Annotated in this window: 12 protein-coding genes; 4 read left to right on the top strand and 8 right to left on the bottom strand. The window is 70.6% G+C overall.

Features of this window, described 5'->3' with window-relative positions; genetic code table 11:
* Window positions 1-6: 6 nt before the first annotated feature.
* Window positions 7-1,575 (bottom strand): tRNA (N6-isopentenyl adenosine(37)-C2)-methylthiotransferase MiaB, encoded by a 1,569-nt coding sequence (gene miaB, locus F4554_RS10740; protein WP_179787247.1) that lies wholly within the window; start codon window positions 1,573-1,575, stop codon window positions 7-9.
* A 317-nt stretch (window positions 1,576-1,892) separates the two neighbouring features.
* Between miaB and F4554_RS10735 the strand changes: the two genes are divergently transcribed.
* From F4554_RS10735 to F4554_RS10720, 4 genes are all read left to right on the top strand, one after another.
* The gene (locus F4554_RS10735) at window positions 1,893-2,612 is read left to right on the top strand and encodes an amino acid ABC transporter ATP-binding protein (RefSeq protein ID WP_420360748.1); all 720 of its coding nucleotides are present in this window, start codon (window positions 1,893-1,895) and stop codon (window positions 2,610-2,612) included.
* Between the two features lie 234 nt (window positions 2,613-2,846).
* The gene (locus F4554_RS10730) at window positions 2,847-3,722 is read left to right on the top strand and encodes a glutamate ABC transporter substrate-binding protein (protein WP_179787246.1); all 876 of its coding nucleotides are present in this window, start codon (window positions 2,847-2,849) and stop codon (window positions 3,720-3,722) included.
* Window positions 3,723-3,825: 103 nt separating this feature from the next.
* On the top strand, window positions 3,826-4,473 hold the full coding sequence (locus F4554_RS10725) for an ABC transporter permease subunit (RefSeq protein WP_179787245.1): 648 nt from the start codon (window positions 3,826-3,828) through the stop codon (window positions 4,471-4,473).
* Window positions 4,470-5,363: an amino acid ABC transporter permease gene (locus F4554_RS10720; RefSeq protein ID WP_179787244.1), complete on the top strand. Its 894-nt coding sequence runs from the start codon at window positions 4,470-4,472 to the stop codon at window positions 5,361-5,363. The genes F4554_RS10725 and F4554_RS10720 overlap by 4 nt, the downstream gene beginning before the upstream one ends.
* A 91-nt stretch (window positions 5,364-5,454) precedes the next feature.
* Here the strand turns inward: F4554_RS10720 and rny are convergent, their stop codons facing one another.
* The 7 genes from rny to F4554_RS10685 all read right to left on the bottom strand — a co-directional run bounded on the left by rny (window position 5,455) and on the right by F4554_RS10685 (window position 15,188).
* Window positions 5,455-6,936: a ribonuclease Y gene (rny, locus tag F4554_RS10715; RefSeq protein ID WP_179787243.1), complete on the bottom strand. Its 1,482-nt coding sequence runs from the start codon at window positions 6,934-6,936 to the stop codon at window positions 5,455-5,457.
* Window positions 6,937-7,372: 436 nt separating this feature from the next.
* Window positions 7,373-8,569, bottom strand: coding sequence for a GNAT family N-acetyltransferase (locus tag F4554_RS10710; RefSeq protein ID WP_179787242.1), 1,197 nt, complete (start codon window positions 8,567-8,569; stop codon window positions 7,373-7,375).
* A gap of 77 nt (window positions 8,570-8,646) precedes the next feature.
* Window positions 8,647-9,261 carry a RecX family transcriptional regulator gene (locus tag F4554_RS10705; RefSeq protein ID WP_179787241.1) on the bottom strand — a complete coding sequence of 205 codons (615 nt, stop codon included), beginning with the start codon at window positions 9,259-9,261 and terminating at the stop codon, window positions 8,647-8,649.
* 21 nt (window positions 9,262-9,282) lie between these two features.
* A complete protein-coding gene (gene recA / locus F4554_RS10700; RefSeq protein ID WP_202889241.1) occupies window positions 9,283-10,326 on the bottom strand; it encodes a recombinase RecA in 1,044 nt (347 codons plus the stop codon).
* A 296-nt stretch (window positions 10,327-10,622) separates the two neighbouring features.
* The gene (locus F4554_RS10695; protein ID WP_179787240.1) at window positions 10,623-10,817 is read right to left on the bottom strand and encodes a DUF3046 domain-containing protein; all 195 of its coding nucleotides are present in this window, start codon (window positions 10,815-10,817) and stop codon (window positions 10,623-10,625) included.
* 133 nt (window positions 10,818-10,950) lie between these two features.
* On the bottom strand, window positions 10,951-12,984 hold the full coding sequence (locus tag F4554_RS10690; protein ID WP_179787239.1) for a glycosyltransferase family A protein: 2,034 nt from the start codon (window positions 12,982-12,984) through the stop codon (window positions 10,951-10,953).
* A 203-nt stretch (window positions 12,985-13,187) separates the two neighbouring features.
* Window positions 13,188-15,188 (bottom strand): glycerophosphotransferase, encoded by a 2,001-nt coding sequence (locus F4554_RS10685; protein ID WP_179787238.1) that lies wholly within the window; start codon window positions 15,186-15,188, stop codon window positions 13,188-13,190.
* Window positions 15,189-15,213: the final 25 nt, after the last annotated feature.

Below are 15,213 nucleotides of genomic sequence, written 5' to 3'. Positions count from 1 at the left end.
CCCGGGTCAGCGACGGACGGTCGGCATCCCGAGCAACACACCGGCGGGCGCACCAGCCGCGTCCGCGGCCTCCGTCGCTCCGGCCTGCCGCGCCGCCGCACCCATGGCTGTCGCGTCAGAGGTGCCCGACTGCCGGGCCGCCCACAGGTCACCGGCCCGGGTGGGCCGGACGTCCAGCAAGGGGCCGTCGGCGACGAGGTGGTGCGGCGCGGCGTAGGTCACCTCGACCGTCACCAGGTCACCGGGTCGTACGCCGGCCGGCGCCGCGCCACCGGGACGGCCGCCGGAGAAGTGCACCAGCCGGTTGTCGCGGGCGCGGCCGCTCATGCGTTCGGTGGCGGCGTCCTTGCGGCCCTCGCCCTCGGAGACGAGCACCTCCACCTGGCGGCCGACGAGCGCGCGGTTCTCCGCCCAGGCGAGTTCCTCGACCAACTCGACCAGGCGTTCGTACCTCGCCTGCACGACCTTCTTGGGCACCTGGTCGGGCAGCGTCGCCGCCGGCGTGCCCGGCCGCTTGGAGTACTGGAACGTGAACGCCGCGGAGAACCTCGCCTCGCGTACGACGTGCAGCGTCTCCTCGAAGTCCTCCTCGGTCTCGCCCGGGAAGCCGACGATGATGTCGGTGGTGATCGCGGCGTCCGGCATCGCCTGCCGCACCTTCGCCACGATGTCGAGGTAGCGAGCCTGCCGGTAGGAACGCCGCATCGCCTTCAGCACGCGGTCCGAACCCGACTGCAGCGGCATGTGCAACTGGTGCATGACGTTCGGAGTCTGCGCCATCGCGGCGATCACGTCGTCGGTGAAGTCGCGCGGGTGCGGGGAGGTGAACCGCACCCGCTCCAGCCCCTCGATCTCCCCGCACGACCGCAGCAGCTTGCCGAACGCGAACCGGTCGCCGAACTCCACGCCGTAGGCGTTGACGTTCTGGCCGAGCAGAGTGACCTCGAGGACACCCTCGGCTACCAGAGCCTGCACCTCGGCGAGGATGTCGCCGGGCCGGCGGTCCTTCTCCCGGCCACGCAGGGCCGGAACGATGCAGAACGTGCACGTGTTGTTGCAGCCGACACTCACCGCGACCCACGCGGCTGCCGGCGACTCCCGGCGCGACGGCAGGGTGGACGGGAACGTCTCCAGGTAGTCCTTGATCTCCACCTGCGCCTCACCGAGCACCCGGGACCGCTCCAGCAGGGCCGGCAGCGAGCCGATGTTGTGGGTGCCGAACACGACGTCGACCCACGGGGCCCGGCGGACGATCTCGCCCTTGTCCTTCTGGGCCAGGCAGCCGCCGACGGCGATCTGCATGCCGGGACGTCTGGCCTTCGACGGCGCCAGGTGGCCGAGGTTGCCGTACAGCTTGTTGTCGGCGTTCTCCCGTACGGCGCAGGTGTTGAGAACGACGACGTCGGCCGCGTCGCCGGCGGCCGCTCGAACGTAGCCCGCGTCCTCCAGCAGCCCGGACAGCCGCTCGGAGTCGTGGACGTTCATCTGGCACCCGAAGGTGCGCAGCTCGTACGTGCGCGTGCCGGAGCCGTCGACGGCAGCGTCGGGTGCCGGGGATTCGATACGGTGCGTCATGACCGTCCAAGGGTACGGCGCACCGTGCCCGCGGGGCGGGGGCAGGCGTCCCTCAGGGGCGGAAGTGCGTGTAACTGCCAGGAATTGGTGGCGAAAGCGACATTACGTCCGGGCCGGTCGGCGCCGCCCGGACAGGTCCGCGGAGCGCCCCACTAACGATCACGGCCGCCACGGTGTGATCGTCATGTTCCAGTCGGGCTACAGACCGCCGGTCGGTCTCGCGTAAGAACTCGAAGGAAGGTACCTTCCCCGTCATGACAGACACGAGCGAGCGACCGCCCTCTCCCGGCGCGGCCTCCGCACGCCCGCTGGTCACCATGGAGCACGTCGACAAACACTTCGGTGACCTGCACGTGCTCCAGGACATCAACCTCACCGTGAACGCGGGCGAGGTCGTGGTGATCATCGGCCCGTCGGGGTCGGGCAAGTCGACGCTGTGTAGGACGATCAACCGACTGGAGCCGATCGACTCCGGGGAGATCCGGCTCGACGGCCAGCAGCTGCCCGAGGAGGGCAAGAAGCTCGCCCAGCTCCGCGCCGACGTGGGCATGGTGTTCCAGTCGTTCAACCTCTTCCAGCACAAGACCGTGCTGGACAACGTCACTCTCGGCCCGATCCGGGTCCGCAAGGTTCCCAAGGCGGAGGCCGAGACGCGGGCCCGGACGCTCCTGGACCGGGTGGGTGTGGGCAACCAGGCCGAGAAGTACCCCGCGCAGTTGTCCGGCGGACAGCAGCAGCGGGTGGCGATCGCCCGCGCACTGGCGATGGAACCGAAGGTGATCCTCTTCGACGAGCCGACGTCCGCGCTCGACCCGGAGATGATCAAGGAAGTACTCGACGTGATGGTCGACCTCGCCCGCGGCGGCATGACGATGGTCGTCGTCACCCACGAGATGGGGTTCGCCCGCAGCGCGGCCGACCGGGTCGCGTTCATGGCCGACGGGCGGATCGTCGAGGAGCGCACACCGGAGGAGTTCTTCACCAACCCCCAGTCGGCACGGGCGAAGGACTTCCTCTCGAAGATCCTTCAGCACTGACAGCCGTATCCGAGCCGCGCCGGACCGTGACGATGCCGCACTCACCTGTTCACTCAACTGTCAATGGTGCCGCACCGAGGCCGCGCGAGCGCCTAGGATCACCGACCACAGTGGGGCGGCCCCCCGTCCCCGCAGCAGAAGAGCCCAACCCGCACACGCCGAACGCCGATCCCACCGGACCTGCCGGGACCACACGCAAGCCGGGGTTGCGGGCCACCACAAGAAAGGGACGTCATGCTTAGGAGCAGTCTGCGGTTGCTCGGAGCCGGCCTGGTAGCCGCGCTGGCCCTCACCGCCTGCGGAGGCAGCGGCGGAGGCCAGACGGACGTCAAGGTCGCCGAGAACCCCAAGTTCCCCGCGGGTTCGTCGATGGCGAAGTTCGCCAAGGCGAAGAAGATCACGATCGGCATCAAGTTCGACCAGCCGGGCATCGGCTACAAGAAGCCCGGCACCGACACGCCGACCGGCTTCGACGTGGCGATGGCCGAGATCATCGCCGGCGGCATGGGCATCGAACCCAAGAACATCGAGTGGGTCGAGACCGTGTCGAAGAACCGCGAGCCCTTCCTGCAGAAGGGCACCGTCGACCTCGTGCTCGCGTCGTACTCCATCACGCCCGAGCGGCGCCAGGTCGTGGGCCAGGCCGGTCCGTACTTCGTCACCGGCCAGGGCCTGCTCATCCGGAAGGACGACAAGTCGATCAAGTCCGGCGCGGACCTGAAGGGCAAGAAGGTCTGCTCGGTCACCGGGTCGACCTCCCTGAAGCAGGTCGAGGAGAAGTACGGCGCCAACCCGGCTCCGTTCGGCTCCTACTCCGAGTGCGTGACCCAGCTGAAGAACAAGTCCGTGGACGCGGTCACCACCGACGAGGCGATCCTTCAGGGCTACGCCGCCGAGGACAGTGACCTGAAGACCGTCGGCAAGCCGTTCACCGAGGAGCGTTACGGGATCGGCTTCAAGAAGGGCGACACCGCAATGTGCAAGTACCTCACCGACACCATCAACAAGTCGGTGAGCGACGGCGACTGGAAGAAGGCGTTCGACGCCACGCTCGGCAAGGCCGACGTGGAGGCGCCGGCGGCGCCCAAGCCGGACCCCTCCTGCAAGTGAGCACCGGCCTGCCCGGCGCGCGGTCCACCCGCATGCGCCGGGCAGGCCTGTGTCGCCCACCCGTCCGCTTCTTCGGGCGCCGACCAAGGGAGACCAGCCCGACGTGAACGTGCTGATCGACAACCTGCCGAAGATCATCTCCGGCTTCTGGCTCACGGTCCAGTTGCTCGTCGTCTCCGGGGTGATCGCGACGCTGCTCGGCACCGTCCTGGCCGGGATGCGGGTCTCCCCCGTGCCGGTCCTGCAGCGCGCGGGCACGGCGTACGTCACGGTCTTCCGCAACACCCCGCTGCTGATCGTCTTCCTGATCGTCGTGACCGGGCTGCCGGCGGTCGGACTGCAGTACAGCTTCTTCGACCGGGCGATCATCTCGCTCTCGCTCTACACCTCGGCGTTCGTCTGCGAGGCGCTGCGCTCGGGGATCAACGCCATCCAGGCCGGCCAGGCGGAGGCGTCCCGGGCGATCGGCATGACGTTCGGGCAGAGCCTGCGGCTGATCGTGTTGCCGCAGGCGTTCCGCGCCGTCGTGCCGCCGCTGGCGAGCATTCTCATCGCCCTGACCAAGAACACCGCCATCGCCGAGGTGTTCGGCGTCACCGAGGCGAGCTACCAGCTCGACTCGCTCGTACGCGACTTCCCGACCGCCCTGTGGTGGCTGTTCGCCGGCATCGCGCTCGGCTACATGATCATCGTCTTCGTGATCGCCGGCGGCGCCTCCCTGCTCGAACGACGTTGGACGGTGACCCGATGAGTACAGTCCTCTTCGACGTACCCGGCCCGGTCGCCCGGCGCCGGCACCGCATCGGCGGAGTGATCGGCGCGATCGTCCTGCTGGCCCTGCTCGGGTTCGTGCTGTGGAAGCTGTGGGCCGCCGACCAGATCACACCGAAGGCCTTCGCGCCGTTCACCGACCCCGACATCCTGCGTGGGCTGGGCGAGGCGATCCTCACCACGCTGACCGCGGCCGCGGTCGCCATCGTGCTGGCCCTGGTGTTCGGCGCGGTGTTCGCCGCCGGCCGGCTGTCCGACCACGCGATCCTGCGCTGGCCGTCGATCGCGGTGATCGAGTTCTTCCGCGCCATCCCGCTGGTGCTGCTGATCCTGGCCGTCTTCCTCGGCTTCGGCGATGTGACGGGCCGCTTCTGGGCGCTGGTGCTGGCGCTGATGCTCTACAACGGCTCGGTGCTCGCGGAGGTGTTCCGCGCAGGTATCAAGGCGGTGCCGCGCGGGCAGTCGGAGGCGGCGTACGCGCTCGGTCTGCGCAAGAGCAGCGTGATGTTGCTGATCCTCGTTCCGCAGGCGATCACCACGATGCTCCCGGCGATCATCAGCCAGTGCGTGGTGGCACTGAAGGACACCGCGCTCGGCTACATCATCAGCTCCCAGGAGCTGGCGTCGTTCACCAAGCAGGTCATCTCCGGCTACAACAACCCGATCGCGGCCGGCGCCATCGCCGCGGCGGTCTACATCGTCATCAACTACACGCTGTCCCGGATCGCGCAGTGGCTGGAGGCACGGCAGCGGCGGAAGGGCCGCGCCGTCGTCCCGTTGGCCAGCACCCCCGCCGGTGACCCCAGCGGCGGCGTGTCCGGCGGTGCGCCGGGTGGGGTGTCCGGGGACGGCTCCGGTCCGGCCCGCTGAGTCCGCGGGCGGCTCGGCCGCTCTCCCCGCGCCCCCGGGCAGCCGGGCATCGGGTCTCGGGGCGCGCCGGTGACCGGCGGCCGGTCGCCGGTCAGAGCGCGGTCTCGGAGGCGCGGGTCTCCCGGATCACGGTGACCCGGATCTGCCCGGGGTACGTCAGCTCGGTCTCCACCCGCTTGGCGATGTCCCGGGCGAGCACCTGCGCCTGAAGGTCGTCGATCTCGGCCGGGACCACCATGACGCGGACGTCCCGCCCGGACCGCATGGCGTGCACCGTGGCCACGCCGGGGTAGGACCGGGCGATCTCCTCCAGCCGCTCCAGTCGCTGGACGTACGCGGCGAGCGACTCCCGGCGGGCGCCGGGCCGACCGCCGGAGATCGCGTCCGCCGCCTGGGTCAGCACCGCCTCGACCGTGCATGGCTCCACCTCGTCGTGGTGCGCCTCGATCGCGTGCACCACCTCCGCGCTCTCCCCGTGCGAGCGGGCAAGTTCGGCACCCACCAGGGCGTGGCTGCCCTCCGTCTGGTGGGTGAGCGCCTTGCCGATGTCGTGCAGCAACCCGCAGCGCTTGGGCAGGGCAGGGTCCAGCCCGAGCTCGGCGGCCAGCAGGGCCGCGACGGACGCCGACTCGACCAGGTGCCGCAGCACGTTCTGGCCGTACGACGTGCGGAACCGCAACGTGCCGAGCAGCCGGACGAGTTCGGGATGCAGATCGGTCAGCCCGGTCTGCGCCACCGCGTCCTCCCCCGCCCGCAGGCAGGTCTGCTCGACCTCGCCGAGGCTTCGGGCGTACAGCTCCTCGATCCGGCGCGGATGGATCCGGCCGTCGAGCACCAGGTGCTCCAGGGTCATCCGCCCGACCTCGCGGCGGACCGGGTCGAAGCAGGACAGCATGACCGACTCCGGGGTCTCGTCCACGATCACGTTCACGCCGGTGATCTGCTCGAAGGCGCGGATGTTGCGCCCGTCCCGGCCGATGATGCGGCCCTTCAGCTCGTCGCTGGGCAGTTGCAGCGTGGTCAGCACCGACTCGGTGGTCTGTTCGGTCGCCAGCCGCTGCACGGCCGTGGTGATGATGGCCCGGGCCCGGCGGTCGCCCTCGTCGCGTGCCTGGCGTTCCAGGTCGCGGACCGTCAGCGCCGCCTCGCGCTTGGCCTCGTTCTCGATGGAGCTCACCAGCTGGGCCCTGGCCTGGTCGGCGGTCAGCCGGGCGGTGCGTTCCAGGACCGCCCGTCGCTCGGTCTCCAGGTCGGCGAGCGCGGCCTGGCGGACGGTCAGTGACTCCTGGGCGGCAGACGTCGTGCGGGCCCGGGTTTCCAGCTCGCGTTCGGCCACGTCGAGCCGGGACTCGCGTTCGGTGAGACGGCGTTCGCGGCGGTCGAGGTCGTCGGACCGGGCTCGCAGCTCCTCCGGCGGTGGGGTCGCGGTGGTACCAGGAGCGACGGCGGACGGGGCCCCCGGCTGGGCACGGGCGGTGGCCCACCAGGACCACGCGGGACGAAGGAGGGCACCGAGGAGTACGAGGACGGCGAGTCCGACGAGCAGCAGGGCGACCTGGACGAGCGACCACATCAGGGCAGCACTCCCTTCCCCCGACCTCCAGCTCAGCGAACCCGCGGGTGGAGGTCTGGCCTCGGAAGAGGTCGTTCTGCGCGTGGGCCTGCGGACCGTCGGCGACCTTGCCGCGGCCCCGGCATCGGCCGACGAGGTGACACGTCGTTACCGCCGGCCGATCTCACCTGGCGCGAGAATCGGTGACGCAGAGTTGTCACTGGTCCGGCTCTTCGAGCCGTTCGACGGTGGTGGTGGCGGCGTTCTCGAGGAAGTTGCAGGTGAAGCTCGATCCGGCGGATGGGAGTGGCGGCGACGGCGACTGACGCAGAGTGATCTCTTCCTGCTCTGGAGGCTAAGTCGCCGTACGGGGCCGGTCAAGGACGGTGGACAAGGGCGGCCGTCCGCCTGGGCATGCCGTGCCGAGTCGGTCTGATCGAACCAGTGGGCTTGTCCCTCAGAAGAAGTCGCGGGACCAGGGCAGGCGGCCGGCGAACACGCGGTCGAGGGCGGCCAGGTCGGCCGCGTCCGCGCCGGTGAGCAGCCCGAGCCGGGCCAGCCTGTGCGGCGACGTCCAGCCGGTGTAGAGCGAGGCCAGCCGGCCGATGCCGAGGCGTACGTCACCTCGTCCGCCGGGCTCCAGGTGGCCGGCGCCGTCCTTGACCCGCAGCACGCGGGGGCCGGTGTTCCACCTGGCCACCGGGTCGTCGAGGTGGAGATGGACCTCGGCGGTGGCGTCCGGGGCGTAGCCGCGGGCGGCGATCGCGCCGGCCGCGTCCACCAACCGGGTCATCCAGCACCAGCCCCGGTCGACCGGGCGCAGGTCGCGTTCGCCGACCAGCATCGGCAGCGCGGACTGGGGCGGCGTCACCAGCGTCACCGTGCCGGCCACGGGGTACTGAGCGGCAAGAACGCGCAGCAGTGCGAGCTCACTGGCCAGGTCGGCGGCCAGCAACTGGAGCACGGTGATGGTGTAGAAGCCGCGGTCGTCGGTGGGGTCCGTCCGGCCGGCGACCAGCAGGCCGGTGAGGCGACCGTCGGCCTCGGCGACGTATCCCTCCTGGATCCCGGGGTGGCCGAGCAGTCGGCGGGCGCCGAACTCGGGGCCGTGGGACAGGTTGCCCGGCTCCTCCCGCGACACCGCCTCGTGCAACTCGCGGATCGCGGGCAGGTCCGCCTCGGTGGTGGGCCGCACCTCGACCTCGGTGTCCGGCCTGGGCAGGGAGGTGAGTGCCCGCAGGTCCAGCCGCTGCTCCGGATAGCTGCCGGCGACCTCCCAACCGTGGCGGCGGTAGAGGGTGTGGTTCATGGGATAGAGCGAGGACACCACCTCGCCGCGGTCGCGCATGGTCCGGATGGCCTCGTGGACGAGGGTGCTCGCGACTCCCCTGCCGCGCGCGTCGGGGGCGACGGCCACACCGGAGACGCCACCCATCGGCACCCGGCGTCCCCCGAACCACTGGCCGAGCTCCCACACCGCCAGCCGTCCCACGATCCGCGCGCCCTCGGTGGCCAGCAGCCGCCGGTCGAGCGGGGTCGCGGACCGGTCGCTCGCCTCGTCGTAGGGCGCCGAACGGGCCGCGAACGCCAGTTGACTGAGGTCGTGGAGTGCCTGCCGGTCGTTGTCGCGGGCCGTCCGCACCTGAAGCGCCATGGCTCGCACGCTAGCGCCGGCCTCGCGGCCGCGGTGACCCGGGCGGATCACCGGCCGGTTCAGGCCGCGGGCGCGTCCTACGGACCCGCGGTCTCCATCGAGTCGGCGGCACCGCTGAACTCGGCTACGGCGGCGCGGTGCTCCTCGTCGGACTCCCCCTCCAGCGCCTCCCGGACGACTCGCGCGGCGAGCCCCGGTGAGTAGCCCTTGCGAGCCAGCATCGCGGCCAGCCGACGGACCCTGGTGCGCCCGTCGAGCCCCCGGGTCGCGGCGAGCTTGCGGGCCACCAGGGCACGGGCGGTTTCCAGCTCGGCATCCGGGGACAGCTGGTCGAGTGCCTCGCCTACCTCGGAGTCACCGACCCCTCGTCGGCGCAACTCGTGGGCCAGGGCGCGTCGTGCCAGCCCGCGCCCGGTGTGGCGGGACTCCACCCACGCCCGGGCGAAGGCCGCGTCGTCGATCAGACCGACGTCGGTGAACCGCCCGAGGACGGACTCGATGACGTCCTCGGGCACCTCCTTGCGTCGCAGCGCCTGTTCCAGCTCCGCCCGCGAGCGGGGCTGGCCGGTGAGCTGGCGCAGGACGATGGCGCGGGCTGTCTGCTCGGGATCGGTCGCGGCCTGTTCCTGGTCGTCAGCCGACCGCGACCTGGATGATCTCGATTTCGAGGATCTCGATGACTTCTGCCTCACCTGTTCGTCTGCTCCTCGGCGCTAGAAGTCCTCGGGCTCGGGCTCGGACTCGTCCGCGGGCTGGTCCACCCGCGGGCCGATGCCGACCTTCTCCTTGATCTTCTTCTCCAGCTCCTCGGCGAGATCGGGGTTGTCGCGAAGGAACTTCCGCGCGTTTTCCTTGCCCTGGCCGAGCTGGTCGCCGTCGTAGGTGTACCAGGCGCCGGCCTTGCGGACGATGCCGTGCTCCACCCCGAGGTCGATCAGGCTGCCCTCACGGCTGACACCTTCGCCGAAGAGCATGTCGAACTCGGCCTGCCGGAAAGGCGGGGCCATCTTGTTCTTCACGACCTTCACCCGGACGCGGCTGCCCACCGGGTCCTGGCCGTCCTTCAGCGTCTCGATCCGCCGCACGTCGAGACGCACCGACGCGTAGAACTTCAGCGCCTTGCCGCCGGTCGTGGTCTCCGGCGACCCGAACATCACGCCAACCTTCTCGCGGAGCTGGTTGATGAAGATGGCGGTGGTCTTGGAGGAGCTGATGACACCGGTCAGCTTGCGCAGCGCCTGGCTCATCAGCCGGGCCTGCAGGCCGACGTGGCTGTCGCCCATCTCGCCCTCGATCTCGGCCCGCGGCACCAGAGCCGCCACCGAGTCGATCACCACGATGTCGAGCGCACCGGAACGGATCAGCATGTCGGCGATCTCCAGCGCCTGCTCACCGTTGTCCGGCTGGGACACCAGCAACGCGTCGGTGTCGACGCCCAGCTTCTTTGCGTATTCAGGGTCGAGGGCGTGCTCGGCGTCGATGAAGCCGGCGACCCCGCCCGCCTTCTGCGCGTTGGCCACCGCGTGCAGCGCGAGGGTGGACTTACCCGAACTCTCCGGCCCGTAGATCTCCACGACCCGCCCACGGGGCAGGCCGCCGATCCCGAGCGCCACGTCGAGGGCGATCGCTCCGGTCGGAATCACCTCGGTCGGGGCGCGGCCCTCCTGGCCCAGGCGCATCACTGCGCCCTTGCCGAACTGCCGCTCGATCTGCGCTATCGCGGTGTCCAGCGACTTGTCGCGGTCTTGAGCTGCCATGCTCGCCATCCCGGTCAGGTCGGGGGCTCGGCGTGAGCCCCGGGACTTCTTCTGCGTGGTCTTTTCGTTCATCACACCCGAGACGTTAGAGGTGACCACCGACATACCTGGATCCGGGCGGTGAAACCTGTGGACGCCACGGCCGTGAGCCGCATTGTGGACAAAACCCGCCGGCGGCGAGTGCGGCCCACCAGTGACACTCTACGACGATATGGCGAACACGCGTTCGAAGAGGTGCGCCACGCCGAGGCGAGCCGATCGGACCGGATACTCGCGCCGGGCCGCCCGCGCGGCGGTCAGCGCTCCGACGCCGGAAGCTCCAGGGCCTGCCACACCGCGCGCCAGACGGTCTTCGCGTCGACGCCGGAGTCCAGCGCCTGCTGGGGAGTGCGACCGCCCAGCTCCGCCAGGACCTGGTCGCGCGCCCACGACCGGGCGTAGGACGAGCCGAGGTGGTGTTCCATTCGTTGCCAGAATTCCGTCAGTCGCACCGGCCCAGTATGACCGCCGCCCGACCATCGCCCGACGTGCGGACCGGCCGCCGCGACGGCGAGGAGCCCAGCTGCGCTCGGCCGGCCGGTGCGATCGGCGTTCGAACCACGAGGTCATACGAAGGGCCGGGTGTCAGCTCGGGCGTGACCAGCGAGCCGCTCCCCGCACCACCTTCCTCGCCAGCTCCGCCTGCTCGTCGGGCAGTTTCCCCAGCAGGCGGTACACCTGGCGGCGCAGCCGGCGGTCCCCGGCCAGCCGGGTCAGCAGCCGGCGCGGCAGGGCGCGGTAGCCGATGCCGCGCACGGCCACGATCCGACCCTCGCGCACGACCGCCACGCCGATCGGGACGGCCGACCGCCCGCCGAAGGAGTCGGTACGCAGGGCGATCGGGTGCCGTCCCGCCGGCAGCACAGGGACGTCCTCCAGCGCCAGCACCGCCGCCCCCGCGGGCTCGATCCGGCCCGGCAGCGTGCGCGCCCTGCCGGCCCGGCCGACCACCACCTCGACGTCGTGGGCACCCACGCCCGGGCCGGTGCGCACCGGCAGCGACAACTGCAGGCGCGACCCACGGAGGTGCAACGGGCCCACCCCCAGCGAGGCGATGGCGCCGGCGAGTGCCTGGTCACGGTCACCCACCTCGACGGTCAGGCGTCCGGTGGGGAGGGTCCGCCTGGGTACGACGATCCGGGCGGGGTCACCGACCATCGCCGGCACCGTCGCCTGCTCCCAGCGCGGGTCGCCGTCCAGGGTGATCCGCAGCGGACGGCCGAGGCCGAGGATCTGGACCGACACCGACAGCTCGCACCGGCCGTCGGGAAGCGGCCCGCCGCCGGCAAGCCGGTCCGGATCGAAGGAGAACTCGCCCGAGGCGACCACCTGGTGGCGCACCTGCGGACCGTCGTGCTCGACGCGCTCCAGCGAGCCGTGTAGGTACTCGGGTGCGAACCACCACGTGTTGGTGTCCCGGTGGTGGACGCGCAGGTCGCCCTGCACGTGTTGGCACGGGTCGCCGACGTCCCACCCGTCGTGGAGGGTGGGCAGACCGGCGGTGAGCTCGTCGTCGAGGTAGTACCTGCCGGCGCGTTCGGTGACCACGACCGGGCGCCCGTCGTGATGGACGAGTACGGCGCGTACGCCGATCCGGAACGCGCCGTCGCGCCAGCCCACCTGCTCGACCGAGAGCTCGGCGTGCACCTTCTCGCACCGGGTGGCGAGCTCCCTCAGTCCGTCCAGCCGGTCGCGCAGGAGCAGTGTCACCCGCAGCCGCGTGATCGGCGGCATGCCGGAGACCACCCCGTCGTCCTCGTGGAAGCGTTCCAGAGCGAGCTTGCGTACCTCCTTGTAGCCCGCGTTGCGGTAGCCCTCGGAGTAGCGGTTGACCTTCGGCTCGCGGAGCCGGCCCATCATCTCCACCCGGAGGAAGCGGCGGAGAAGCCGGTCGCGCAGCTCGCCGGGCTCGGTGCCCTCCACGATGGCGTCCATCACCTGCCGGAGGTTCTGGTAGTAGCCCCGCAGGTTGAGGGCGTTGCCGCTGTTGTTGCCGCCGTCGTCACGCCGGATCCAGAGGTAGCAGACGTAGTCGCCGACGATGGAGACCGACTTCGCGCGGGTGTACGCGCGGGCCATGAACAGCTGGTCCTCCAGGCGGACCCTGCCCTCGGGGAACCGGATGCCGTTGTCCAGCAGGAACGAGCGCCGGAACATCTTGTGCGGCGTGGCGCTGTCGATCAGTGGCGCGTCCGCGACCGTGCACGAGGCCACCGTCCGCGCGAAGACGTTGCTGGGGCCTGCCATCGTGCCGCCGACCTTGCCCAGGACGATGTCGGCGTCGTTGCTCGATCCCAGGGCGTACATGCGTTCCAGGGCTTCCGGTGCGAGCTCGTCGTCCTGGTCCACGAACTGCACGTACTCACCGCGCGCGAGCTCGACGCCGACGTTGCGCGGCTTGCCGGGCCAGCCGGAGTTTTCCTGGTGGTGCACCCGCACCTGTGGGTGGGCGGCGGCGAGCGCGTCGAGCCACGCCGGGGAGTCGTCGGTGGAACCGTCGTTCACGAAGACGACTTCGTACTCTTCGGGAGGAAGGCTCTGTCCCAACAGTGACTGTGCGCAGTGCTGGAGGTACCGTCCGGGGTTGTAGACGGGTACGACGACACTCGCCTTGATCATTGAATCCCCCGTGCAGACTCGTCCCCGTGGCCGCTACAGGGCACACGTGTCGATGAGGTTCCCGATTTCTCATCTGGACAAACCGCGGTAAACGGCCACGGGTTGCATGGGGAGTTGAACTTTTTGATCTTTGTTTCACGGCCCCGTGCACAGCGGGCTCCGAGAAAGCTCCGAGCGGGTGCCGAAGCGGCCGGCCGGGCCGGTTACCCGGGCTGGCTCTCCCCCATCGCCTCCGGTGCCGCGCTGGGCTCGACGAACGCGGTGACCTGCTCCAGCTCCGGGCCGGCGCCGTGCTGGCCGTCCCACTCCAGGTCGGCCGCGGCCATCAGCGCGTCCGCGGCGGCGTTCCAGCGTTGCTGCGCGGGCGGCTCGTCAGGCCCGAGGAGGTAGGCGCGCGCCTGCACGCGGGCGTCCGCCTGCGGGTCGGTGCGCACGATCGTGTCCACGAGGTCGGTGATGTCCGCATCGGGGTTCAGCAGGTAGGAGGAGTACGCGCTCGGGAACGCCGCGCGGAAGTCGTCCTCGGACAGACCCTTGGGGTTGGCGACCACGCAGGGCTTGCCGGTGGCCAGGTAGTCCGACACGACGCTGGAGACGTCGGCGACCAGGACGTCGGCCTGGTTGTACGCGTCGAACAGGTTCGGCAGCATCCCCTCGACCAGCACGTGCCGCGCGCCCTGCGCCGCCCAGAACACCTCGTGCCACCGGGCCTCCAGGCGTTCGGCCTCCGCGACGGTCGCGTCGTCGCCGGCCAGCCTGGTCTCCAGCTCGGCAAGCTCGGCGGCGGCCCGCTCGGGCACCGGCGGCAGCTCCCGGGTGGCCGCGGTGATCGCCGCCTGGATGCGCCGGTCGGCCTCGGCCGCACGCGGATCGCGGGTGCCGGTCAGCGGGTGCGGCTTGTAGATGATGCGGACGGGCAGCGGCGAGGCCAGCAGCCGGGTCACGAGCTCCAGCCCCATCACCGTCAGCGAGGTCTGGAAGTCGTCGTCGGTCCAGCCCTCCCAGGTGGGGAGGTAGAGAACCGTCAGCGGCCGCTCCGGGGTGATCGGCGGCAACGGACCCGTCCGGCGTTCGATCACGTCCAGCTGGGGCCGCCCGACCTCGACGATCGCGTCGTCGCGGACACCGACCTGGGCGCGGGCGTAGCGTTCCCGTCCGGCGGGCCCGGCCACCCAGATCTCGTCGTAGACCTTGCTGAACGGGTTGAAGCTCGCCACCTTGTCGCTGTCGCCATGGCCGATGAAGACGTGCTTGACCCGCGGCTCACGCAGCAGGTGGATGTTGTTGCCGACGTTGGAGACGAACAACGCGATCCGGGCGTCGGCCAACGTGAAGTTCATCAGGTCGACCTGGTTGGGGATGCACACGATCGGCAGGGTGGTGCGCCCGAGGTTGCGGATCGCGTGCCGCTGCCGTACGACGACCACACCCTGGTGCGGCATACGTTCGACCGTCCGCAGCCACATCTCGGCCTGGTAGAGCGAGGTGGCCGACCCGCTGAAGTACAGCACGACCTCGGGGCGGTACTGGTCACGGAGCGCGGCGCTCACTCCGTCCAGGAGCGCCTGGCGCCCCGGCCTGGAGCCGAGCGCGAACAGCTGCCGCAGCAGCAGCAGGCTGGCCAGGCCGACGACCAGGACGTAGAGGACCATCATCATCCCGAACGGCCGGAAGTCGCTGAGACGTACGCTCACCGCACCCGCGAGCACCGGCAGCAGGCCCAGGGTGAGCAGCCGGAACGTGAGGTTGTCCACCAGGATCCCCGGCGGCGACATCGGCCGGAGCTCCGGTGGCAGGTCGACGTTGCGCACCTCCACCGGCGGCTGGGTGCGCCGGCGCACCAGGGTGAGCAGGCCGAGGTAGCCGATCCGGCCCATCGGCACCAGCATCGCCACCAGGCTGACCACCAGGAGTTCCGAGCGGCTCATGTCGCGGTTGGCGTCGGTGATCGCCATCAGGAGCAGCAACAGGAAGATCTGCACGAATGCGCGGTGGGAGATGCCGAACTGCGCCCGGCGCAGCAGGAACACCACCGGGCGGAACCTGCGTTCGACCAGGATGTCCATCACCGCGGCGACCAGCAGGAAGAACGCGAAGATCAGCGGGGTGGCCAGGACCGCGGTCACGACCAGCGCGGCGTAGCTCGCGACGAGCGCGAGGAGGACGCCGATCAGCGGTCCTCGGCGGACGAGCGTCTGCAGCACGGGTGGTTCTCCCAGGTGGTCGTGG

The organism is Actinopolymorpha rutila (assembly GCF_013407855.1).
GTDB classification, from domain to species: domain Bacteria; phylum Actinomycetota; class Actinomycetes; order Propionibacteriales; family Actinopolymorphaceae; genus Actinopolymorpha; species Actinopolymorpha rutila.
The sequence above is the reverse complement of the archived record's forward strand: the minus strand, read 5'-3'. Positions and strand labels throughout refer to the sequence as shown.

What these genes read in the sequence shown, in the direction of transcription:
- rny (WP_179787243.1), bottom strand. Translation starts at nt 6,936, where the DNA reads ATGTGGTCGCTCGTCCAGGTCGCCCTGCTGCTCGTCGGACTCGCCGTC.
- F4554_RS10735 (WP_420360748.1), top strand. Translation starts at nt 1,893, where the DNA reads ATGGAGCACGTCGACAAACACTTCGGTGACCTGCACGTGCTCCAGGAC.
- F4554_RS10730 (WP_179787246.1), top strand. Translation starts at nt 2,847, where the DNA reads ATGCTTAGGAGCAGTCTGCGGTTGCTCGGAGCCGGCCTGGTAGCCGCG.
- recA (WP_202889241.1), bottom strand. Translation starts at nt 10,326, where the DNA reads ATGGCAGCTCAAGACCGCGACAAGTCGCTGGACACCGCGATAGCGCAG.
- F4554_RS10720 (WP_179787244.1), top strand. Translation starts at nt 4,470, where the DNA reads ATGAGTACAGTCCTCTTCGACGTACCCGGCCCGGTCGCCCGGCGCCGG.
- miaB (WP_179787247.1), bottom strand. Translation starts at nt 1,575, where the DNA reads ATGACGCACCGTATCGAATCCCCGGCACCCGACGCTGCCGTCGACGGC.
- F4554_RS10710 (WP_179787242.1), bottom strand. Translation starts at nt 8,569, where the DNA reads ATGGCGCTTCAGGTGCGGACGGCCCGCGACAACGACCGGCAGGCACTC.
- F4554_RS10690 (WP_179787239.1), bottom strand. Translation starts at nt 12,984, where the DNA reads ATGATCAAGGCGAGTGTCGTCGTACCCGTCTACAACCCCGGACGGTAC.